This is a genomic window from Prevotella sp. oral taxon 313, from assembly GCF_003043935.1.
Lineage (GTDB): Bacteria > Bacteroidota > Bacteroidia > Bacteroidales > Bacteroidaceae > Prevotella > Prevotella jejuni.
Genome location: NZ_PYXE01000001.1, coordinates 409,609 through 434,054 on the forward strand (window position 1 = coordinate 409,609; position 24,446 = coordinate 434,054).

Consider the following 24,446-nt stretch of genomic DNA (forward strand, 5'->3'; position numbering starts at 1 on the left):
GGTATGGTTAAGACAGGGTAACGAGGCAAGTTGACAGGTGGACGAGTAGACAGGTGAACAAGTTGCTTGAGATGGGAGACAAAGTAACAGAGGAACGGAGGAAAGTAACAGAGGGCGTTCTTTCTCTCACAGAACTACACAGAAGAACAGAACACACAAAGACGCACAGAGACATTAAGTCAACCGATAACACAGACCGTTACAACTAATGATGGGTGTAACGTTCTGTGATATATAGCTATAACGCTCTGTGATATCTGTCGTCTGCTTGCAGACGTTTGTGGGTTCCCCCTGTTCGCAGAAAGGCTTCTGTTCATCTGTGAAAATCTGTGAGAGAAAAAAGAACCAACGAGTCTCTTAGGTGTATGAAAAAACTTAACAAGAACGCACACGAAAGCCACTACGCAGGGAGGAAGGAAGGATGTGAAACGGAACTTGCAACTAACACGAAACCAAGCAGATACGGAGACGGGAGGAGAAGGGCGTGGTCTTGAACGTTGAAGGGCGTGTTCTTGGGGCAAGAAGGGCGTTGTCTCGAACGTTGAAGGGCATGGTCTCCAACGTTGAAAGACGTGTGTCGGATTTGAGAGAAGCGAAAATAACTGACAAAAGGGGAGAGAGGATGAGGAGGGAAAAGAGCTGACTACGAGGCAGTGCCTCGTAGAAACGGACCAAAAGAAACAAGAAACAGACCGAAGAAAACGAAAGAGCAGACCGAAAGAAACTAAGAAACGGACCGAAGAAAACGAAAGAGCGAACCGAAAGAAACGAAGAAGCGAAACAAAGGGAACGAAAGAGCGGAACAAAGGGAACGAAAGAGCAGACCGAAAGAAACGAAGAAGCGAAACGAAGGGAACGAAAGAGCAGAACAAAGGGAACGGAGGAGCGGACTGAAAGGAACGAAGAAACGGAACAAAGGGAACGAGGAAGCAGACCGAAGGGGACGGGAGAGAAGATTGCTGGAAACTAAAAAGCGGACTGATGGAAACAAAAAAGCGGACCGCTGTGGATTGGGAAGCGGTCCGCTGAAAACGGGAGGGGGGATAAGGGATGAGGGGTAAGGAGACAGCTGGTGGGGCGAGGGGCAGCTGGTGGGGGATGATGATTGCCACCAGCTGCGGGTAGGTTTTGTGGTTCTACCCTACTCTACCTTTGCTACTCTACCCTATTCTCCCCTCTCATCTCGGCTTATTTACCAACAACAACCTTCTTGCCACCAACGATATAGATGCCGTTAGGTAGGCCTTCGAGGGCTGTCTCTGGGTTCACCTTACTACGAAGGAGGGCACCATAGATGCTATAAACATCGACCTTACCACCGTTAGCCTGAGCTGAGAAGGTCTTGATACCTGTTGTTGGAACAGTACCTGGGTCAACCTCAGAACCGTCTGAGCCACATACCTTAACTTGGATGTTATTCCCTGCAGCCTCCATCACCTTCTTAGGAATAGTGAATGTCTTGGTGTTCGCAAAGTACATGAGGTTACCCTTACTATCGTAGATCTTGAAACCTACCACGTGGCTGTTCTTAGCCTCCATAGTATAGGTGCGACGGCCATTAACGGTCTTCTCTTCCTTAACAACAGCCCAGCCCTGTCCGAGACTATCCTTCTTAAACTGGTCCCATGAACCGAAGTCGCCCATAGAACCAATGCGTACGGCACCATTGAAGTCCTGACGCATTGTGCCAGGGGCCGCATTAGGATAGATAGCTGGGGTAGGACGGATATGATCATCAATGAAGATCATATTGTTCGCAGGCCCCTTAGGGAACTTCTGCATGAACTTCTTCGCCTCATTCCACTGTGCTCTTGTGGTGTACATGGTTGTGTTACTGTAGTCACCGATGACAGATCCGTTCACATCATAGAAATGTCCCCATGCTTCAAAGAAGCTTGAAAGGTCTTGCTTGGCTGCTACACAACACGCTTTAGCAAAGAGTAAGTAGTCGTTCTGGCCCTGACAGTTGGCTGTACCCTGTCCTTCAAGACGGTTCTTACGGAGATAATCGAGGCAATTATGCCAGAACTGATCATCAAGACCAGTCGCATGGAACATCATATAGAGCTTGTAGTACATCTGCGTTGTGCCCCATGTGCCATATTCAAACCACTTCTTCTTGTTAGCAAAGCGGTCAGCATAGGTTGAGACAGCACTCTCGCAAACCCCATCATACTTCTTACCATCAACATCTGTATAAGAACAGTTTTCAGAGCGGCTGGTTACGCGACCCGAAGTAAACATCACCATGTTAGAGTACATATTGACCGAAATCTCCGTCATACCAGCCGTATTAAACAGCTGCTGATGGTTATGACCGAACTCGTGAGCAGGACCCCAGAGTGTACCATTGCCCCACTTCACCTTATCATAGTTGAGTACATCAGCCAAAGTGTTGTAGTTATAATAGGTACCACCGGTCGTAGCATACATATAACCATGGTCGACAGCAGTCGCATTGAGCACGTTGTTGCACTTATCACGCTTAGCAGCACGGAAGCCCATGAGGTCGTCCTCACGCTGAACGATGCTGTTCCAGATTTCAACCAACTCCTTCATGTGAACAGGAGTATAGCGTTTGCAATCAGCACCAGGCATGTTCATAACAACCAGTTCGCCCTTCATATTGAAAGCCTTAGCCCATACAAGGCCGTCAGACTGCATTGTCTGCCAGTCTTCATTGGTGTTACCCTTAGTGAGGTCGAAGTATCCATTCACCTTACCACCCTCGATGTGGATGTTCATAGGCTTATAGTCTTTGAGAGACTTACCGTTGTTGAAGGTACGACCGATATAGTTAACAAACACGTTGTTCTCGCCCTGATTGAGGATAATGTTCAAGCCCTTCTTCAAGCTATAGTACTTGCCAGCACTGCGTGTACCCAATGGTACGAGTTCGATCTGTACCGTTGCATTCTGTGGAATATCATCGCCAAGGAAGATGAAGAGGTCCTCGCCATCACGAGCCGTGATACCTGTTGGGTTCGTCATACTACCATAATCGTAGCCGATACCCATTGAACGCGCCCAAGCACCATAGTTATTCTCGCTGTAAACCTTATAGTCAGCGATGCGGAAGAGCTTCTCCCAGTTGCGACCACTTGGATAACTTGTCCAGCTCTGGTTCTTTATCTTCAACACAACCTCCTGTAGTCCCTGTGGCACACCCTCGGTAGTCATCTGAGCCTTCAACGCCTCATCAGTCATCGCCTTAGTAGCGGCAGTAACCTCCGTAGCGGCACTGTTAGTGAAATACTTAGCCACCTTCTCAGCATAGACATCCACATTCTTGGTCAAGTCGACACGAGTCTTGTAAGCATCCTGCTGTTCCTTGAGCTTAGCAGGGTCGAGTGTAGCCTCCTTAAAGACCCACTTATTAGCCTCGTTGTGCGTGTACCAGCCAACAGGATGGTATCCCTGACTCTCCGCACAATGGATACCAACATTATTGGCATCGACCATCTCGAAAGCCAACACGTATGGATCGTCCGTGTTACGTTGGAGGTCAAAGCCAGTGCCCTTCCCCTCAGCTGTCGTATAAGAGCGACTTGTCTGCCCATTCTGAGGAACGATATACTTTCCTGTCACGGCATTCTGGAACACGTAGCGGCCGTCAGCCAACCTTTCTAACTTCCAATAATAAGAGTAATCACTGCTGTTAAAACCCGAGGTAGACAATTCGCCAACTATAAAGTCCTCACGCATCGCCCTGCCATAAGTGTCAGAAACAATCTGATAATACTTTGTGAGGTCCTTTGTTGGGTCTACCACCTTGGTCAGTTGAGCCAGACGGGCAAGCACCTGCTCGTTTGTAAGCGTCGTCACAGGGTCGAAGCGGAACTCACTTGGGCCGAGTGCTGTTATACCATTGTCTCTCAAAGGATACCAACGAACGATATCCTTCTGAGCATCGAGGTGCCAACACCATTCTTCAGCATTACTATTATAGATATTGAAGTAAGACTTACCTGTCCCACTTGACTCTGTCTGATAAATAATCCTGAACTTGTAAGCATCATCGGCTGTCTTATAGACCTCATTATTTTGACCCACACTCTGAACGTACTTAGCGTCCTTCAGACTCTGAATGGTGTACCTGTCGCCCTTAGCATGTAGTAAGAAGAGATCAGAGAAATCGGTTGATGGACTGCTATAATGCTGCCCATGTAAGGTGCCTTTACCATCGACAAAGACATGAAGATCAGTACCTTTTTGACGCTTGTCATTAACAATGTAATAAACTCCTGGTTTGAGTTTCTGATTCTCTCCATCAGCAGTTGGCGCCGCAGAGAGCATCGAAGCTTTCGCAACACTTGGCACAGCAGCGGTCAGAGCCAGTGCTGCCATGAGTGTCTTCTTGCGTAAAAATCTTTCGAATAACATAGATGTATTTAATAAGTAGTTGTTTTTTAGGTTTCTCTTCGGTAAGTATCAAGTTTGCTTTCACCCCTTTTTAGGACAGTGCGGAGGCTCCGCACCCGTGGTGTTCACGCCCCGCACCTTTCGTGCGAAGGTGTAGCACATCACCTGAATAGTATATTAACGAAGACAACCCACTGGCATAGGGGGACTATGCCAGTAGGTTGGTAAATAGAGATTAGAGACCTAACTGCTCCTTCTTCCAAGCCTCATCGTGATAAACATAGAGGTGGAGTTCAGCGAGATACCAGTAAGATGAGCCACCACCATTATTGATATTCGAACCATTCTTACGCTGTGTAGGTTCGAAGCGGATATGGGTGATAGTAGCACCATTGGTCTTTGTGTAAGCGAGTGGTTCGCTCACAGCATTCGCAGAACGGTAGTTTGTCTGTGTTGAAACAGGCGTAGCAGCAGTGATGACATCTGATGAAGCGTAGATATTAGCACGCTTAGGGTTGCGGTCGTTACTGCTAACTTTATACTCATCGAAGCCAAGGTAGAACGTACCATTGATACCTTCGTTCAGCGTAATATCAATGTGAGGACGTGGATCGCTCGTGTTTCCGTTGCTCTTCGTCTGGAAGTAAGTAGTCTTATTACCATCGACAGCAGCGCCAATCTCGTGCCCTGGCTGCATAGAGTTAGCTGATACCATAGCCGCAGTGAGCGGTATCTCAACAGACTCAGACCACTCGTTAGCCTGAGCAGTAGCTGTTGCAGGGTCGTGGGTGTTCTTACCTCTGAGGCCCTGGGTCGTCACAGTGATGGTATAGTCGCCTGCAAAGTTGAAGACATCATTGAGAACACAAGACGTCTCGTTCGCTGCTACCTCCTTTACTGACTCTGGTACACCCGGCATATTACTCTTTGCTCTAACGATAACCTTCTCATAGTTGACCTCGTCAGGAGCCTTCCATGTCACAGTGAACTGGCCCTTACCAGGCGTAACGTTCACATCGTTGACACCAGTAGGTACGATGTCTTGGAACGGCTGTTGGGTCACATGGATAGTGAAAGGCTGTGCGCTGCTATTAGAAGGCTTACAAACCACATCACAAGAACGTGCGTTATCAGTACTGTTGAGCGTTGCAGTGAAGTCAACCTCCGCACCAGAGATATATTTCTTAGGTGATGAAAGCCAGCTCTTAGCCTCCTCAGGGATGATAATCTCATAGTTACCATCAGCCGTAGAACGCTGGAATGGTACACGATAAGTACGACCGAGGTCGACCATCTCAACGGCTGCCTCCTTCGTCTCCATAGGATAGATAGGACGCACCTTATAGCCCTTAGCCGACTGCTCGATGACATACTCGATAGAAGCATCCCAGTTGTCAGAACTCTTCAGACGAACTGTACAGTAGCGAGTCTCGGCAGTTGTGTTAGCATCCATGTCGAAGTGAAGCTTCACAATACCATTCTCTTTGACGGTCTTCGTTGTGTCCAAGCGAACAAACGATACTGTGTCAGGAACAATGATATGGTCGAGATGGAGGTTGGTCTCAACTGGTACGTCGATACTTGTCACCTTACTCTCAAGGAGAGAATAGAACGTACCCTCACGATTGAAGAATGGGTTCTGCTCAGGAATACGGAGAACACTCTCGTAACCCATCTGTGACACCTTAATCTCATAGGATGCACGCTCGCCATGAGAGATAGTTACTTTTGCCTCACGAGCCTTGAAGCCATCGTAAGCCGGAGCCTTAACCGTAACGCCCTTACCGTCAGGATTCTTCGTGACAGTGAGCCACTCGGCATTACTCTCCGCCTTCCAGTCTTCCAAAGCTACGTTTGTCTCTACAACAATCTGCTGTTCACCGCCCTCTTTATTGAATGCTATCATTCGTTGGGAGGAATGAGGAACCTCAAGCTCCTTGCTTGTAAAGTCTGTGTCATAGTCAGCTGCACAGGATGCGAGGCCTAATGTCCCCACAAACAGCACTGACAGTATGAATAGGAAATTAATCTTCAGTTTCATTATTCGTCGTTATTTATACGGTTAAAGTTTGTCTGCTCTTGGGTTATACTGGTAGCGCATCTTTGCTAACACTTCCTTCCATGGGCCAACCTTCCATGTTCCATCGCTCTGCTTAGCGTTCTTCATCACGCGATAACGATAGTGGAGGCGGAACTCCTTAAAGTAGGTTGGATTGGTTGAAGCACTACCACCTAACTCATTAAGCAAGAATGTGTTGTTATACTCACCAACTGGAGTAAGCATCTCTACCTCGAGTGAGTCCTGCTTGAAAGGCTTCAGTGTAACGTTGTAAGCTGAAGGATTAGTAACAGTCTTTGAACCGATAGTAGCAACGATACTCTTCACATTAATGTCATGGAGCGCCTTTTCGTAGTTATCCCACTTCTCGTCACCAGCAAGGAAACGAACAGCATTAGCCGCTACAGGGAAGGCACGGACAGTATTGGTAGGTCGAGTGGTTGACTTTGTCTCAACGTTTGTCACCTGAGAAGATACTAACTGGTAGTTCCAATTCTCTGCTGTTGAGCCGTAATTGTTCTTCCATAGAATCTTAACCAGTACGTGATTCAACTGAACACCTAACTTATTATTGTCGGTTGCGATTGCACTTGCATCATGGCTGACAATCTTGTAGTCGAGGAAATAGACACTGTCAGGAGACAGAGTACCAAGGTTCTTCAACTTGATATCAAAGTAGCACTTGTTTGACCCAGCTGGGATAGTACCCGCCATCTGTGGGTCTTCATAGCAGTCGGCTGGGAGAAGACGCGCAAACTTAGTACTGTCGATATCGAAGTTTGATTTGTTATACGCATTGAAGAGTGAGTCGTCATGAGCGATAGACACGTGATAGTCACGGTCGGCAAGCTGTGAACCACTCAAGTTAGCCACTAACTTGACAGAAGCCGTCCCCTGCTCCACAGCAGAGAGTTCTACTGTGGTGCGGTCATAGATACGGTTGGAACCTGCCATCAAGCCTACCTTGTGAGGATAGAAGTTCTGCTCAAAGTCATAATTGTTACATGATGACAATGCTACAGCAGCCAAGGCACATCCTAATATATACTTGTATTTTTTCATAAATAGTTACAATATTAACGTTATTAACGATCCCAACCTGGGTTCTGATCCATCTTAGGGCTCTTAACCAACTCACGATGTATGAGTGGAAGGAATACCATTCGTGGGAGAGCCTTACGGTCGCGGATATTCTGTTCGTTGATAGTTACGAGGTTGAAGAATGGACCATCGTTGTTACCTTTCTTCTCGCTGTAAACATCAAGACCACGCCAATTAGAGCTGTTAGCGTCTTCGGTGAAGTAAGTACCCCAACGACGTGTGTCGAAGTAACGATGACCTTCATTGAAGAGCTCAACCTGACGTTCGTTCTTGATAACCTCATCGAAAGCATTCTCAGAGCTGAGTGTAGCAGCCTCAACACCTGGCAAGCCCACACGATAGCGTATCATATTGAAGTAACGGGCCATAGCTGCCTCGTCACGGGTCACTGCTACGTCTACGAGACGACCGTTTGCATCCCATGTCTTCACATTCTCTGAACCTTGAACATGGTTGTCGGCCTCACAGAAACTCAACAGTATTTCTGCATAACGGATGATTGGGAATGGCTTAGGAATAACCGAAGCACCATCCTTACCATGCCAAGAGTCATCTGGGTGGATGTACTTGAATGGTACGTAACCACTGATACAGTAGTCGTTAGGGTTGTTACCTGCTGCGTTCTTACCAGCCTTAGAGTCATCAATAGAGTACCAGAAAGTCTGGTTGTTATAACTTCCATCGGTGGTAGAGTTCATCTTCCAGATACGACCAGGGAAGCCAATGCTTGCATAGAAGCGTGCTGAGCGGTTTACGTAGGCTAATGGTGTTCCGTTGGCCATGTCACAATCGCCGATAGACTTCTTCTGATTGATGTGCTTGGTTAGGTCGGATTCATAGAGTGGAGACTCTGCTGGCTTCTTACCATCCTTCATCAAGAAGCAATCAATCACACGCTGAGGTACTGACATACCGCCCCATCCACCATAGTTAACAGGGAATGAGTGACGAGAATAGGTCATTACAGGACCAGAGTACTCATCAGCCCAGATAAGCTCACGGTTTACCTTTGCTGTACCCTCGCCATTGAACATATCAGCAAAGGAATGATATGGGTCGATACCACCAGCACCATCAGGGAACTTAGCCGTTGGAACTGATGCGTCGAGTGGATATGGATTATCCTTATCAGCGTCGACTGTGTAAAGCGTATAGTAGTTTAGGTCGATGACCTGCTTTGCTGCGGCTGCAGCGACAGCCCAACGCTTTGCGTCGTAAGTCTGGTTTACATAATACTTGCCATCGCTCTTACGCTTCCACTCACCAAAGCAACGCTTAGCGTAAGTACCACCATTGAAGGTTGGTGAAGCCTGCAAGAGGCGAAGACGTGCGATAAGTGCTAAGGCAGTACCCTTTGTTGGACGACCGAAGTAGGCTGTTGACTGCTCACTTGGACGTTTCAAACCCGGAAGTGACTGTGCAAACTCATTACAGATATAGTCGATTGACTCATCCATCGTAGCACGCTCACGGTCGTAGTACTCGGCCTTCTCACTGGTAGAGATTACCTCATCATTAACAATAAGACAAGGTCCCCAGTTCTGCAACAATACGTAGTAAGCATAACCACGGATAAAGTGAACCATTGCCTTATAGTCTTCTTTATCATTGGTAGACATGTCAGCAATCTTGTCGACATTAGCCAACATACGGTTACAACGGTTGATAACCTTATACATCTGGTACCACTGTCCCCAGTTAGGAACGTTCTCCGCATTGACGTTACCTACTGTGAACTTTGCTCCCCAGAACTCGTTGGTCTGCCAACGTACACAGATCTCATCAGAGGCTGTCTCACCTGGATTCCAAGAGTTACCCCAGATGTTACCAGCTGACGGGAACATCGTTGGTGTAGCAAAGAGATAACCATTTGCATTCTGGGCTGAGTGGAAGACAGAGTCTTCCTTGAAGATAGCATTAAAGTTGTCGTCTTGGTCCAAGAAGTTACATGACGTGAAGGTCATTCCTGCGAACAAGGCTGCAACAGTGCCCAAAGCTAATATATGTTTTTTCATTATTACAATCTAATTAAAGAGGTGGAACCTTTAGAATCTAAAGTACATTTGCAATGAGTAGGTGGTTGGGATTGGATAAGCCGCACCATTGTACCAAGCCTGCTCTGGGTCGAAGTACTTTGCACTGTCGATAGTGAAGAGGTTGTTAATTACAAAGTCACACTCTAATGAACTAAGTCCTGCTGCGCGCAACCACTTACGATGGCGGAATATATAGCGGAAGTTCAACTCTTGGAAACGAAGGAATGAACCGTTCTTCTTCCAGAATGTGGAGAGTTGTGAGTTGTTTGTATTTGAGCCGTAAGACAGACGTGGGAACATGGCGTTAGGGTTCTCCGTTGAAGGATCGCCTGAGTACCATGCTGGTATCCAACGGTTCTTTGGATTGTTCACCATCTTCAACACATTACCCATCTCACCATTATAGAATGGAATCCAGCCTGCGTCGTGACCCATACCTACACGGTAGTAGTTTACACCGGTGTTACCTTTGAAGAGCAAACTTACGGTAAAGTCCTTATAGTTGAACTCTCCACCAATACCGAACATGACACGAGGAACGTTATTACCGTAAGATAGTGGCACACGGTCGTCACTGTTGATGACACCATCACCATTCACGTCGCGGTACTTGATATCACCAGGACGCACAACGCCGAAGGCTGCTGTCTGGTCTGGGCTCTGACGAATATCGTCTTCATTCTTGAAGAGACCCTCAGAGATGTAACCACGCAATACACTGTAAGGCATACCAGTTACGCTCTGATAATCGTAAGCAAGCTTATTCTCCTCGAAGTAGTCTACAATATTCTGTGACCATGTATAGTTAGCACGAACAGTATAGTTCATGTCTTTGCTTATCTTGTGGAAATAAGAGATGTTTCCATCTGAACCAAAAGAGTGCATACGACCCACGTTAGACTTTGGATAGGTCACCATACCAGCATACTCTGGCAATGTAACACGGTTCTGGAAGATGTGGTCACGTGTATCACGGAAGAAGTCAACTGTCAACTTGATGGCATCGTTGAAGAAGTTAGCATCGATACCGACGTTCAATTTCTTAGCAACCTCCCACTTCAAGTTATCAGCACCTGTCTGCTTCTCAACGATACCTTGTCCGTTATAACCCCATGTAGTACCAGCGTGGTTATTAATAATGGTCAAGTATGGGAAACGAGAATCTTTATCTGCAATCTGGTCGTTACCTGCAAGACCGTATGAACCACGAATCTTGAAGAAGTTAACGAATGGGAGGTGTTGCTGTACCCACTTATAGGATGTTGGAGCCCAACCCACAGCTATTGATGGGAAAAAGCCGAAACGCTCACCCTTAGGGAAGATGTCTGAACCAGTGTAACCGAAGTTAGCATCTACGAAGTAAGTAGAGTTATAACCCCATGACAAACGACCTGATACGTTCTGACGACGCTTAGGAATAGCTGCGATACCGAGTGCATCACCATTGCCCCACTCTGACCCCTTTGTGTCTTCCATGTAATAGAAGAGGAGCGCACCGAGGTTATGAGCACCGATACTTGTGTTATAGTCTAACTTAGCCTCCATGTAGTACTTTCTCCAAGATTCATTGTCTGAAGAGTAGAACATATCTTGCTGCTTAGAACGTAAGGTCTTGATGAGGTCACCTGTTGATGTACGACCTGTTGCACGATAGTAGTCTGGCCTAACGAAACGGCGCTCACTGAAACCTGATGTGCGGTCATTAACAGCCTGAACAGAACCCACGAGTCCCTTGAGAATACCACCGAAGCGGTGTGTGAACTTCAAGGTAATCATGTTACGGGTATTGTCAGATGATCTGTAACCCTGATAGTTAAGGGCAGCAAATGGAGAGATAAGGTCGTTCTGACCGTATGTTGGCAATGTTCCGTCAGCGTAAGTAACAGGGAACATCAATGGATTCAGCTGGAGTACATCCTCCCACACTTGGTTGGTATTCTTACCTCCCGGAGTTGTATAGTTTGATATGCTACCATCAACACCAAAGTAAAGCTCAGAACGCTTGGTGAGGTTCATGTTAATATTTGCACGATAAGTCAACTGATCGTAGGACAATGGCTGATGGAACTGGTTTTCTTTCTGACGATAAGCAGCACCCTCATGGCGATAACCTACTGATACGAAGTATTGTGCAACATCTCCACCACCACGTGCACTGGCGTAGTAGTTTTCCTGCAAAGAGTTCCTCTTGATAATCTCGTCAATCCAGTTTACGTTTGGATAAAGCTCTGGATCGAGGTTGTTCTTGATGATATCCAACTGAATTGGCGTATAGATGTCGGCCTCTCCTGACATTGCACGTGCCTCATTAGCCAACCTTGCATAGTCGTAAGACGATAGATACTCTGGTAACTTATTGAGATGTGAGAGCTTAACGGTCGCACGAGCTGTAACCTGTATCTTCTCCTTTGAACCGCGCTTGGTAGTTACCAATACAACACCGTTAGCACCACGCACACCATAAACGGCTGTTGCTGCAGCATCCTTCAATATTGAGATGCTCTCTACGTCGTCTACATCAATATCATTGAGGCTACCCTCGATACCATCAATGAGGACCAAGGCGCTTGCACCAGCACCAAAGGTTGACACACCACGTACCCAGAAGTTAGATAGGTTCTGACCTGGCTCTCCTGAGAGCTGCATGGTGATCACACCTGGCATACGGCCTCCAATCATGTTCACAAGGGAGGTTCCTGGCGTGCGCAACTCATCCATATTAATAGTAGAGACAGCACCCACTACTGACACCTTCTTCTGTGACACAAGACCAGTAACGACCACTTCGTCGATAGCATTGGTCTTGGCTACCTTGAACTTCACCGATAGTGAAGGCTCGTCCTTAAGGATTGTTCGCTGCACAGTCTCCATACCTACGTACTCGAACTGAAGTGTAGCACCTGGCTTAACCTTAATAGCAAACTTACCATCCAGGTCGGTTATGGTTCCTGTTCCTGGTTCGTTCTTTACACGAACGGTAGCACCAATACATGGCTCACCCGTATCATCATAGACGACACCTGCTACCGAGAACTGCTTTGCAGTACTATTATCTTGCGAATAGGCTTGGACTCCATAAGTTAATAGAGCCAACATGAGACACAAGACATATAATGTTCTTCTCATATATATCTATGTTTGTAGTATTTATTAGGCTTTTAGCTATTTGATTGATAACTCTCGTATCACTTGGTTCTTCGAGTCGGCGACATAGACCGTACTCCCGTCGGCACTCACCGCGACGCCCGTCGGCCAATTAAACTTGGCTAACTCGACACCACCATCTTGGAAACCTGCACTCTGTGGAACACCGATTGGGGTGGTTACACGTGCGTTCTTGCCTTGCGTGGTATCAATCATACGGATACACTGGTTACCTGAGTCGGCAATATAGAGCTTGCCGTCCTTGGTGAAGGTCATCTGACGTGGATAACAGAACTTGGCATTCTTCAATGCTCCATCTTCCCATCCCTTACCTTCGGTGACGTTTACTGTACCGAAAGAAGAAATACCTGCGTATGGCTCACCTTGGTAAGTCAGAGAATCCTTGTCTGACAACTGGTCTACATCAACATACCATATCTGATGGGCATCAGTGAAGGAGATGAACAGACGGTTAGGCTGTGTAGGGCTGAATGTACAGAAAGCATCTGAACCACCTGAACCCTTAGGACCATCCTTACCTACACGCTTCAACAACAGCTCAGCCTTACGTGTTTTAGGATTAATACGGATAAGCTGACCCTTAAACATCACAGAGTAAATCATCTGGTCGTTCTTATTAATCACGAAGCAGTACTTCCAGTTGCTATTATCAAGGTCAGAATAACCGTTAGGATTAATGAACTGCTGCTTGTGAACGGCATAGCCTTGGTCTTTCAACAAACTATAATACTTACGCCCACTATCGTCTGGTACGTAAACACCCTCATAACCATCAAGTGTTGAGTAAGCTGGTGCATTAATCTTGTCGCTATTCACCTGAAGGATAGAAACCTCATCCTTCTTCAAGTTAGCCTTCAATACCATACCACCAATATTCTCATTCTTCTCATTACGGCACTGAATATCACAGTTTGTACCGTTTGCGTTAAGACCATCATTGAAAGTATGCTGTACAACAAAGATATTGTTATCATTGTCGATACAAAGGTAAGCAGGAGCTGAGAGGTTTGAAGTCAACAGTTTGTCAGCCTTTGTAGCATGTGCATCACTTGTCTGTGTACCCACGATAGTCGTTACGGCAGTCTGTGTGATGTACTTAAAGTCACGGTTTCCTTCACCTTTAATAGTGTCGTTACCGTTCGCACGTGTCACTTCAAGCTTGATGTTACGCTTGTAAGTCAAACCGGCTGGCACATAACAATAGAGCTTCTCGCCATTAGAGGATACAAGTCCACCTCGGTGACGACCTCCATCTTCATCAACATACCATAGTGAAAGACCAGTGGTATCAGTACCAAAGTTCTTACCAGTGATAATCATTGGCGTAGCAATACCACCACTGTCGGGATAGAAATCACTAATGACAATTGGCTGTGAAGGGTCAAAGGAGCCTCCAACACGACCCCCTACTTCCTTATCAGAACAGGAGGCCCATGCAAGTGAACCCAATAAGACCATCCACAAATAAGATTTGAAAAGTCTCTTCATAGAAATGGTTTAGTTTAATTGATTATTGTTTTTAATTATTTCATTGCTTCTTTTTAGGTAAGTTTCTGCCTTTAAGTAAATAGTCAGTACTTTATCTTTTTGAAGGTTGACAAATTTAGAAAATAATTTTAAGATATGTATTCAGTACAACTATTAATTAACTATTTTTAATCAAATAACCCACTTTTCCGTGCATATCCACCTTATATATCGTATGCTTATACCAAAAAATCCTAAATTAAAGGGTGTGGAAAGGACCAGAGGACAAGGTGGCCTCACCCCCAGCCCCTCTCCGAATGGAGAGGGGAGTAGTATGTGAGGTTACCCCTACTGGCCTGCTGACGTGATACGTGGGTAGGTTCTTCTTTCACGCTGGGGAGGTTTTTCTCTCACAGAACTCACAGATCTAACAGAGCGTTATTGCGCACAGTTTCGAACTCACAGAACGCCTCCGGCATACAGATTTCACAGAACGTTATAGCTAAAGAAGGGTGTTGGGTGATGAGTGTTAGGTGTTGATGATTAGCCAAAACGGGTGTTGGGTGATGGTTGTTAGGTGTTGATGATTAGCTAACGTTGGCTGTAAGGTTCTGTGAAATCGGTTGACTTAATGTCTCTGTGGAATGCTGTGTGTTCTGTTCATCTGTGTTCTTCTGTGAGAAATAGAACGCACCCTCCATGTGAGAAAGGATGCTTGAGAGTTGCTGGGTAGTTTTTTCTCTCACAGAGCGCACAGAGTTCACGGAGCTTTTGGCGCACGTTTCGAGCCCACAGAAGGCCTCCGGCATACAGAGTTCACAGAGGCCTTTCAACTAAGATTAGCTGTAACGCTCTGTGATATCGGTTGACTTAATGTCTCTGTGGGCCTTTGTGTGTTCTGTTCTTCTGTGTTATTCTGTGAGAAAAAGAACATTGTAGGTGTGTGTGGATAGGTTTTTCTCTCACAGAGCACACAGAGCGAACAGAGCCTTTTGGCGCACGTTTCGAGCCCATGAGGAGGTGGCCCCTCCCCCAACCCCTCCCCCGCAGGGAGGGGCGTAATATGTGAGGTTACCCCTATTGGCCTGCTAACACAGTTCTTGGGGAGTTTTTTCTCTCACAGAACTCACAGATCTAACAGAGCGTTATTGCGCACTGTTTCGATTCCACAGAAGGCCTCCGGCATACAGATTTCACAGAACGTTACTGCTAAAGATGGCTGTAAGGTTCTGTGAAATCGGTTGACTTAATGTCTCTGTGGGCCTTTGTGTGTTCTGTTCTTCTGTGTTTTTCTGTGAGAGAAAGAAAGGTCCTTCGTGAGAGATATAATGCCAACTATGCAAACAAAGAATGTCAATATACTTTACAGACTGTTCCCTTCTACAATCGACAAGGGACTGAGTATGAATCAAGAAAAGGCCCTTCTACGTTCGAAAACATGCCCCTCTTGCACATTGAAAACGCCCTTCTTGAAGCAAGAAGGGCATGTTCTCAAATGCTATTTGTAACATTCTCATTTCGTGTAGGTTACAAATGTAATCGCAAAAGACGTTATACTTTAATTTAGGGGGATTTTTGCTCTACTCAATGTAATGATTTTTTATCATTCTGTAAACTCTCCTCTTTCTCAGATTTCACCCCATTGATAGCTGTAACGCTCTGTGAACTCTGTATGCCGGAGGCGTTCTGTGAGTTCGAAATAGTGCGCAAAGAGGCTCTGTTAAATCTGTGAGTTCTGTGAGAGAAAAAACACCCCAACAACTCTCAAGCGCCCTTTCTCTTACAGTGGGTGCGTTCTATTTCTCACAGAAAAACACAGATGAACAGAACACACAGCATTCCACAGAGACATTAAGTCAACCGATAACACAGAACGTTACAGCCAACTTTAGCAGTAACGCTCTGTGAACTCTGTATGCCGAAGGCGTTCTGTGAGCTCGAAATGTGCGCCAAAAGGCTCAGTGAACTCTGTGCGCTCTGTGAGAGAAAAAACCTCCCAAGCAAGTCTCAAGCGCCCTTTCTCTTACAGTGGGTGCGTTCTATTTCTCACAGAAAGACACAGAAGAACAGAACACACAGCATCCCACAGAGACATTAAGTCAACCGATAACACAGAACCTTACAGCCAACATTAGCTGTAACGCTCTGTGAACTCTGTATGCCGGAGGCGTTCTGTGAGCTCGAAACGTGCGCCTAAATGCTCCGTGAACTCTGTGCGCTCTGTGAGAGAAAAAACCTCCCAAGCATAAGAGAAAAACCTCCCAAGCGTGAGAGATAAACCTCCCAAGCATGAAAGATAAACCTCCCCACGCCTCGTATTGGCAGCCCAATAGGGGTAACCTCACATATCACTCCCCTCCCTACGGGGGAGGGGCCGGGGGAGGGGCCAACTGGTGTAGAGTGTAGTGCCAGCGTGTTTCTGGCGCAGTGCATTTACTTTATCTCCACCTCCCTCAACTCTTTATCCACCAACAAGCCCTTGGCTGCTGTGTTCTTAACGGTGAATGGCTTAAGTGCCTTCATACGGATAACGAGGAGATCGGCGTCGCCATTGAGCGTTGGGTGGTCGCCCACGTTCACAAAGGTTGGGTAGAGCACCTGCGAACCATCGCTGTGATGACGGTCGTAGGTGAGGTTGCGCATCACCATTGATGGGTCGGTTTCAACCTTAACGAACTGCAATTCCTTCGGACTATATGGGAAGATAAGGTTGAAGGCATTGACTGACTGCAGGTCCTTACCCTTCACCTTGATGATGACATCATCGCCTGCAGCGTAAGACTTACGGTTGTATTCGTAATAAACCTTACCACCAACAGGGACTAAGTCATCGTCGTTCCAACCACCTTCGAGCTGTGCAGCAACATTCGAAATGTCGTAGGCATCAATCATGCCGTTGCCGTTGATATCGCCACCAGAGATATAACCGTCGAAGTCGGCATCGCCCTTCTTAAGACCAGTATAGTTCATATAAGAGGTGAAGTCGTTCTCGTCAACCTTACCATCGAGGTTGATGTCGCCAGGAAGGATAGTCTTTGTGCCAGGCACCTTGAAGACATAGAACTCACGACCAGAGCCGAAGTTGCCAACAGCCTCCTTCACACTCACCTTCACATAACGTGCTACAGGATGGGTAGACAGCGTCACCTCCTTCGTTCTTCCGTCTCGTGCCCATTGCTGCGGACCGATTTCTGTCCAGTTTCTACCGTCTTTGCTGACAGCGATGTCACACTTGGTTATCGTACCGTTACCGCCATTTGCACGTGGAACATACTGCAGTTTGTCGAGCGTGTTAGTGCTATGTAGGTCGACAGTAAAGTCGAATGGCACTGCCTTCGTATAATAATAGGTGTGCCAAATGTCGCCAGTTGTACTGAAGTCAACGAGTCGATGGATTTCAAAACCTTCCATATCACGGGCCGTTGAGGTAGCGGTAAGCCCCTTGATAGCGTACTCCAACGGATTGACAGCCGTCTTCACGTGTAGGGGCGTCCATTCGCTCGCACCCTCACTATTGACCGCCCGCACCTTAAAGTCGTAGTCGGTAGCAGGCTGAAGGTCGTCGAAGAGGAGCGAGTTGTGGCGGATGGTGGTGTAAGTCTGGCCGTTGAAGGCTATCTCATAGTAGTCAGCATTCTGCACAGGAGCCCACTTCGGTGTGACACTATACGACTGGACATCAGCCTCAAGCAGGTTGGGAGCAGTCAAGACACCCTTCTTTCGCAAGGTCTCGTTTGACTTTCTCAACTGCTCAAAGCCGTCCACACGGAGCGTCACGGCCTCCTTCGTGATGTCGCATGACGCCAAGCGCACGATGATTTGGGAATTTTTAGTTACCAGTAGGCGTTCCATCTCGCTGCCAGCCGTTGCGAAACGATTGATGTTAGAAGCCTGAACATACTGCCACGTGTTGTCGCCCTGCTCTGCTTCTGTTAGTCGAATCTTCTTTCCACCGACAATGGCTATGACCTTCTTAGGCTTTGCGTTGGTGTTCAGATAGAAAGTTGTCGACTGATTTTTGACCATTCCATCGAATGTTCCCACGGTTTTGTCGATGCTAACCGTCAGCACCTTCTTGTCGTTAAGGTCGGAGGTAATGAGCGTAGTAGCCCCCTCTCCGTTGAGATACTTCTGTGTCGTACCGTCGTCATCATAGAGGGTAAAGGTCGTCTTACCGTCTGGATAGAGTTCAAAGATGCGTCGACTCTTATCGACCTCAGAAGGGTTATTATTCGGATTGACCATCGGAATGATAGCACCCGACTTGACTAAGACAGGCAACTTCCATATCGGTGCGAAGTAGTCGTTCAGTATGCAACCTCCTTCGTAGGTAGCTCCTGTGAAGTAGTCGTACCATGTTCCCTTCGGTAGATAGATGCCATTGCGCACGTCGTTGCCCTCCTTATCGGCCGAGGTGTTCTGATAGACGGGTGCAACAAGGAATGATGGACCGTACATATATTGGTAGCGTGTGGCACTGCCGTGGGTGTAGTCGTTGCTATCATCAAGGAACATCGCACGCATGAGGGGCTTTCCTGTCACGGCCTCATGGGCACATGAGTAGGTATAAGGGAGTAACATCGACTTGAGTTTAAGGTAAGAACGGTTGATACTCGTCGCTGGCTCGCCCAAAGCCTGCGGATACTTAGGGTTACTACCCCATCCATCCATATTCAACTGCATAGGTGTAAAGGTCTTCCATTGGAAGTCTCGGATGTTTACCGAGAGGTTTTTCCCACCAAAGATACCGTCCATGTCACTCGTGATATTGCCCATTCCGGAGAGGCCTGAGCCTATATAGGTTGGGATATGGAAACGAATATACTCCCACTCGCCGCCGGTCTGGTCGCCCGACCATACTCCGCCATATCGCTGTGTACCTGCCCATCCGTCCAAAGTGATGATGAAGGGACGAGCATCGCTGCCGTAGTAAGGCATGATATGGGCCACATCGGCGATACCATTCAGACCAAAGGAATAGCCTGCACCAACCCATGCTACGTCGGTCTTCAGCACACGCACGCCCGCATCACGCACCTCCTTAACGATGTCACGTTGCAGGAGAGCTGAGATACTGTCCACTGGATGGAGGTTTGACTGGGTCCATAGACCTATCTCAACACCGTTCTTACGGGCATAGTCGCCTAAGCTCTTGAGATTGGCAATATTACCATCAAGGGTCGTTGTCTGCCCATATCCTGCCCCGTAACCATCGTTAGGAAGAATCCATCCTAACGGCATATCGTCTTTCTTATAACGGTCGATGACGGCACGAGCAGAGAACTGATAGTTCTGCTTCTCACCATTGAGGCTCTCCTTGATACCGCCATTGTCTTTCTGACTCTCTACATATCTCTTTCCGTCTTCGAAGCTTATTCCCTTGCCTTCCTCGGTGGTCTCCTTCCAATAGTCACGATTGTAGGCATTGAGGTGGCCCTCATAGAAAGCAAACTTAGGCAATAAGACGGGATTACCGGTCAGTTGATAATAGTCGCGAAGCAAAGCGACAGGGGTCGTATCGACCATCAGGAAGAGGTCGAGATAGGGCATGTCATGACTGATCGTCACCGTGTTCTTGTCCGTACTACCAAAGTCGTAAACACCGGGAGCAAACGTGTAAGGCATGGCCGCATAGCCCCCCGTCGACCAATAGAACGGTGCTGGCGAAGCCACACCACCATCGGTCCAACTGTTGGTATTGACGATCTCGATGCGTTTACCACGATGAGAGAAGCGTCCGTTCTGTACTCCTCCACCATAGAAGAACTCTCCCACGGCATTACGAAGCGTCACCGTAGTGCGATTCTTCTGAAAGTCAACACCCTTAACCTCCTTAATAACCTCCTTACCATTGCGAAGGTCGGTGACAGTCATGAGTCCTGTGCTGCGGTCGAAACGCACACGTAGCTCGGCAGTAGACACAGCCACATCGGCATCCGACGCATTGATACTCAGCTGTCCTGCGTCCTTACGTGGGTTGTCAACGAGGATTTGCGCTGGAGGAGTGCTGGATGGGTCGCGCACAATGCCCCCCTTAGGGTCGCGGAAAAGGCGGAAGACGTTCTTACCATAGAAGTCAACCGTCATCACACCACCATCGCTGTAAGTAATCTCTACCGTTGTTGGGTTGATTTGTCGAATACCGCTTACTACCGTTCCATCAGCAAAAGCGGTCTCGCCCACTGCTAATAACAGGGCAGCAAGCAGCATCTTTGCTCTTTTCTTTTTCATCTTATAGATCTTCGTTTTCGTCCTCCAAGCGTAGGTTTAGGCCTGGTCAGCGAACTACTTCTGGTTTTTAGCTTATGATTGTTATTGTTACGTAGTGGCAAAGGTACACCATATTTTTATAATTTACGATGTTTTAACCAATAATTTTCATACTCATCAGCTTTTTACGTCCTCCTCCCCCTTCCTGCTCCCGATTGTCTTCCCCATTCTTCCCCCACCTTTCCTCCCGTCCCCTCCCCCCTTCCTTGCCGTCAGCGACAGCCTTTCCTGCTATCTGCTCCGCCCTTTCCTACTATCTTCGCCACAGTATCCTGCCAGCTGTCCCAGCCTTTCCTACAGCATGCGTCACACTGTCCTCGTTTCTCACATGCCCCGAACGTGTAAACATTTTTCGTCTCTCTCCTATCCTGTCTACGCCTTTCTACACTCAAGAACATGCCCTTCAACATCCGAGAACATGCCCTTCTTGATGCAAGAAAAGGCTCTTCTTGATGCAAGACAGGCATCTCCTCGCTCCATACTCATAACCATCTGAAAACGTGCCGGTTATATTCAAACTTCTTACCAACATTCCCATCGTAAATAAAGAGCCACCTCGCCGTATTTTATAAATATTTTTCATAAAAGCTAAGAACAATCGGTGTCACCACGAAAAGGTTCATTCGCCGATTCTTGGCTTAGCTTCCTCACTCGTTGGGGAGTTTTTTCTCTCACAGAGCGCACAGAGTTCACGGAGGTTTTTGGCGCACAGTTTGAGCCCACAGAACGCCTTCGGCATACAGAGGTCACAGAGGCCTTTCAACTAAGATTAGCTGTAACGTTCTGTGATATCGGTTGACTTAATGTCTCTGTGGAATGCTGTGTGTTCTGTTCCTCTGTGTAAATCTGTGAGAAAAAAACGCTTGAGACTCGCTGTGGGGAGGTTTTTCTCTCACAGAACTCACAGACTTAACAGAACCTTTTTGCGCACTATTTCGAACTCACAGAACGCCTCCGGCATACAGATATCACAGAACGTTATAGCTAAAGGTGGCTGTAAGGTTCTGTGTTATCGGTTGACTTAATGTCTCTGTGAAACATTGTGAGTTCTGTTCTTCTGTGTTTTTCTGTGAGAGATAGAACGCACCCACTCTATGAGATAACACACAAACAACTCGCTGGGAAGTTTTATCTCTCACAGAGCGCACAGAGTTCACGGAGGTTATTGGCGCACAGTTTGAGCCCACAGAACGCCTTCGGCATACAGAGAACACAGAGGCCTTTCAACTAAGATTAGCTGTAACGTTCTGTGATATCGGTTGACTTAATGTCTCTGTGAAGCTTTGTGTGTTCTGTTCATCTGTGTTTTTCTGTGAGAAATAGAACGCACCCTCGCTATGAGATAACACACAAACAACTCGCTGGGGAGGTTTTTCTCTCACAGAACTCACAGATTTAACAGAACTTTTTTGCGCACTGTTTCGAACTCACAGAACGCCTCCGGCATACAGATATCACAGAACGTTATAGCTAAAGGTGGCTGTAAGGTTCTGTGTTATCGGTTGACTTAATGTCTCTGTGGAATGCTGTGTGTTCTGTTTCTCTGTGTAAATCTGTGAGAAAAAAACGCTTGAGACTCGCTGTGGGGAGGTTTTTCTCTCACAGAACACACAGACTTAACAGAACCTTTTTGCGCACAGTTTCGATTCCACAGAAGGCCTCCGGCATACAGATATCACAGAACGTTATAGCTAAAGGTGGCTGTAAGGTTCTGTGCTATCTGTTGACTTAATGTCTCTGTGAAATGCTGTGTGTTCTGTTCTTCTGTGTTCTTCTGTGAGAAAAAGAAAACACTTGAGAGTCGTGGGGAGATTTTTCTCTCACAGAGCGCACAGAGTTCACTGAGCATTTTGGCGCACATTTCGAGCCCACAGAAGGCCTTCGGCATACAGAGTTCACAGAGCGTTACTGCTAAAGAAGGGTGTTGGGTGATGAGTGTTAGGTGTTGATGATTAGCCTTGTTGGGTGTTAGGTGTTGAATGTTGGGTGTTAAAGAATACCTATAGAGGGGACAAGCCAATGGCACATCCCCATCACGACGCAAGCAGCGTAGTAGGGGTAGCCTCGGTGATCACTCCCCTCTCCATTCGGAGAGGGGCTGGGGGTGAGGCTCCAGAACGCCTCCGGCATACAGATTTCACAGAACGTTATAGCTAATGTTGGCACGAATAAGGGACAACAAGTAGCCTACATCCTTCTTATAGGGGTATCTCGGTGATCACGCCCCTTCCCTTCGGGGGAGGGGAAGGGGGAGGGGCCATCATCTTTCTGAAACCCTGTGTGTTCTGTTCCTCTGTGTTCTCTGTGAGAAAAAATATGTCATTCCTTATTTGTCATTATGTCATTCTGTCTTACAAAAATCACCAGTTTCTCCCCGTCACTCTGTTATTCTGTCTTCAAAAAAAACATCTGTTTCTCTCCGTCACTCTGTTATTCTGTCTTCAAAAAAAACATCTGTCTCCCTTTGTCATTATGTCATTATGTCTTCAAAAAAACATCTGTCTCCCTTTGTCATTATGTTATTCTGTCTTCAAAAGAACATCTGTCTCTCTCTCAGTCACTATGTTATTCTGTCTGAAAACGCCCCAGTTGGGGACGGAAGCGGGCCCAGCTGTTGTTATTGTTATTTCTTTTCTTTTTGTCTTATATCAATATTTCATAAGCTGTGCTACGTCCTCCCCCACTACCTTTCTTCAATATATTCTTTTTGACAAGGTCGTTGAGATCACGAGTTGCGGTATCTTGCGAACAGTGAGTTATCTTGTACCACTTAGAGGAAGTAAGCTTTCCTTCAAAACCATCGAGGAGCATGTTGAGTACCTTTCTTTGTCGGTCGTTTAGTTGAAGGTCCTTATGTTCATCCCAAAAGCGCACCTTACGGATGATGCCCTCCGTCTTTTCAAGTGCAGTATCTAAAGCCTTACGGAGTGTTTCAAGGAACCATACAATCCATTCTGTGATGTCTAATCCACCGTGTTGTGCCTTCTCTAATTGTAAATAGTAGTCTTTTCGATGGTTGAGAATCTCAGACGAAAGGCTATAATACCTTTGTGAGGTGTTGTCAGCCCTTGATAGTAACATCTCAGTTACCGTACGGCAGAGTCGTCCGTTACCATCGTCAAAGGGGTGGATGGTGACAAACCAGAGGTGAGCCACTGCTGCCTTTATTAATGGATCAATACCAAGTGTTGCGTCATCAATCCATGTCAATAGCTGTTTCATCAGCTGTGGCACATCACTACTTGGTGGTGCTTCATAATGCACTTTCTCTCGTCCCATAGCTCCCGACACTACCTGCATCGCCTCTTCACCCTTTCGCCAATCGCCCACGGTAATCTTATACATTCCACTATATCCTGTTGGGAATAGGGCAGAATGCCAGCCAAAGAGTCTCTCTTTGGTAAGTGAGTCTTGGAAATGCTGGGTAGCATCAAGCATCACTTGTACGACACCCTCGATATAATGGTCGGTCTTGGGTAAACCATCATGTTCGAGTCCTAACTGTCGAGCGACAGACGAACGTACACTAACCCTATTAAGGTTTTCTCCTTCTATCTCAGATGAATGAATGATCTCCTCCGTTAGCGAGTCCAACATAGACTCTCCTTGCTCCTTAAATCCGAACATAGAAAGTCTACCGAGTAAACTTCCACGTCGAAGACTTACCTCGGAGATAAGTGAACTAAGGGCGTTGTCTTGCCATGTCATCTTACGCAAATCCGTGTTCTGCCATATATATTGATGCTTCATAGACCTCTGTTTTAGTGCAACAAACTTACAACTTTTTTGCTATAATGACAAGTGTTTGCGGAGAAAAAAGCAGTTATTCTCCGCAAACTTGCGGAGAATATGCTTTCTATTCTTGGTATGAGAGTGAGTAGACGAGTGAACGAGTGGACAAGTTAACCAGCTGATTGTAGACAGGGGAAATAAAAGACAAGGTAACAGGAGAACGGGAGCTTTAGAGGAGACAGGTAACGAGTGGC

The 24,446-nt window shown here is 46.8% G+C and carries 8 protein-coding genes; all 8 read right to left on the reverse strand.

Going from position 1 to position 24,446, the window contains the following annotated elements; translation table 11 throughout:
- Positions 1-1,188: 1,188 nt before the first annotated feature.
- Positions 1,189-4,383 (reverse strand): M60 family metallopeptidase, encoded by a 3,195-nt coding sequence (locus tag AXF23_RS01685; RefSeq protein WP_107624088.1) that lies wholly within the window; start codon positions 4,381-4,383, stop codon positions 1,189-1,191.
- A 214-nt stretch (positions 4,384-4,597) separates the two neighbouring features.
- On the reverse strand, positions 4,598-6,403 hold the full coding sequence (locus tag AXF23_RS01690; RefSeq protein WP_107624089.1) for a BACON domain-containing protein: 1,806 nt from the start codon (positions 6,401-6,403) through the stop codon (positions 4,598-4,600).
- A gap of 21 nt (positions 6,404-6,424) precedes the next feature.
- Positions 6,425-7,483 (reverse strand): DUF1735 domain-containing protein, encoded by a 1,059-nt coding sequence (locus tag AXF23_RS01695; protein ID WP_089365581.1) that lies wholly within the window; start codon positions 7,481-7,483, stop codon positions 6,425-6,427.
- A gap of 23 nt (positions 7,484-7,506) precedes the next feature.
- On the reverse strand, positions 7,507-9,537 hold the full coding sequence (locus tag AXF23_RS01700) for a RagB/SusD family nutrient uptake outer membrane protein (RefSeq protein ID WP_107624090.1): 2,031 nt from the start codon (positions 9,535-9,537) through the stop codon (positions 7,507-7,509).
- 30 nt (positions 9,538-9,567) lie between these two features.
- The gene (locus AXF23_RS01705) at positions 9,568-12,684 is read right to left on the reverse strand and encodes a SusC/RagA family TonB-linked outer membrane protein (RefSeq protein WP_107624091.1); all 3,117 of its coding nucleotides are present in this window, start codon (positions 12,682-12,684) and stop codon (positions 9,568-9,570) included.
- 36 nt (positions 12,685-12,720) lie between these two features.
- On the reverse strand, positions 12,721-14,211 hold the full coding sequence (locus AXF23_RS01710) for an IPT/TIG domain-containing protein (protein WP_107624092.1): 1,491 nt from the start codon (positions 14,209-14,211) through the stop codon (positions 12,721-12,723).
- A 2,412-nt stretch (positions 14,212-16,623) separates the two neighbouring features.
- Positions 16,624-20,421, reverse strand: coding sequence for a TIM-barrel domain-containing protein (locus tag AXF23_RS01735; protein ID WP_107624094.1), 3,798 nt, complete (start codon positions 20,419-20,421; stop codon positions 16,624-16,626).
- 2,682 nt (positions 20,422-23,103) lie between these two features.
- Positions 23,104-24,210 (reverse strand): Fic family protein, encoded by a 1,107-nt coding sequence (locus AXF23_RS01770; RefSeq protein ID WP_107624097.1) that lies wholly within the window; start codon positions 24,208-24,210, stop codon positions 23,104-23,106.
- Between the last annotated feature and the right edge of the window lie 236 nt (positions 24,211-24,446).

Bases quoted from the DNA above. Each gene is read 5' to 3' on its own strand.
- AXF23_RS01705 (WP_107624091.1), bottom strand. From the start codon at position 12,684: ATGAGAAGAACATTATATGTCTTGTGTCTCATGTTGGCTCTATTAACT.
- AXF23_RS01685 (WP_107624088.1), bottom strand. From the start codon at position 4,383: ATGTTATTCGAAAGATTTTTACGCAAGAAGACACTCATGGCAGCACTG.
- AXF23_RS01690 (WP_107624089.1), bottom strand. From the start codon at position 6,403: ATGAAACTGAAGATTAATTTCCTATTCATACTGTCAGTGCTGTTTGTG.
- AXF23_RS01770 (WP_107624097.1), bottom strand. From the start codon at position 24,210: ATGAAGCATCAATATATATGGCAGAACACGGATTTGCGTAAGATGACA.
- AXF23_RS01735 (WP_107624094.1), bottom strand. From the start codon at position 20,421: ATGAAAAAGAAAAGAGCAAAGATGCTGCTTGCTGCCCTGTTATTAGCA.
- AXF23_RS01710 (WP_107624092.1), bottom strand. From the start codon at position 14,211: ATGAAGAGACTTTTCAAATCTTATTTGTGGATGGTCTTATTGGGTTCA.
- AXF23_RS01695 (WP_089365581.1), bottom strand. From the start codon at position 7,483: ATGAAAAAATACAAGTATATATTAGGATGTGCCTTGGCTGCTGTAGCA.
- AXF23_RS01700 (WP_107624090.1), bottom strand. From the start codon at position 9,537: ATGAAAAAACATATATTAGCTTTGGGCACTGTTGCAGCCTTGTTCGCA.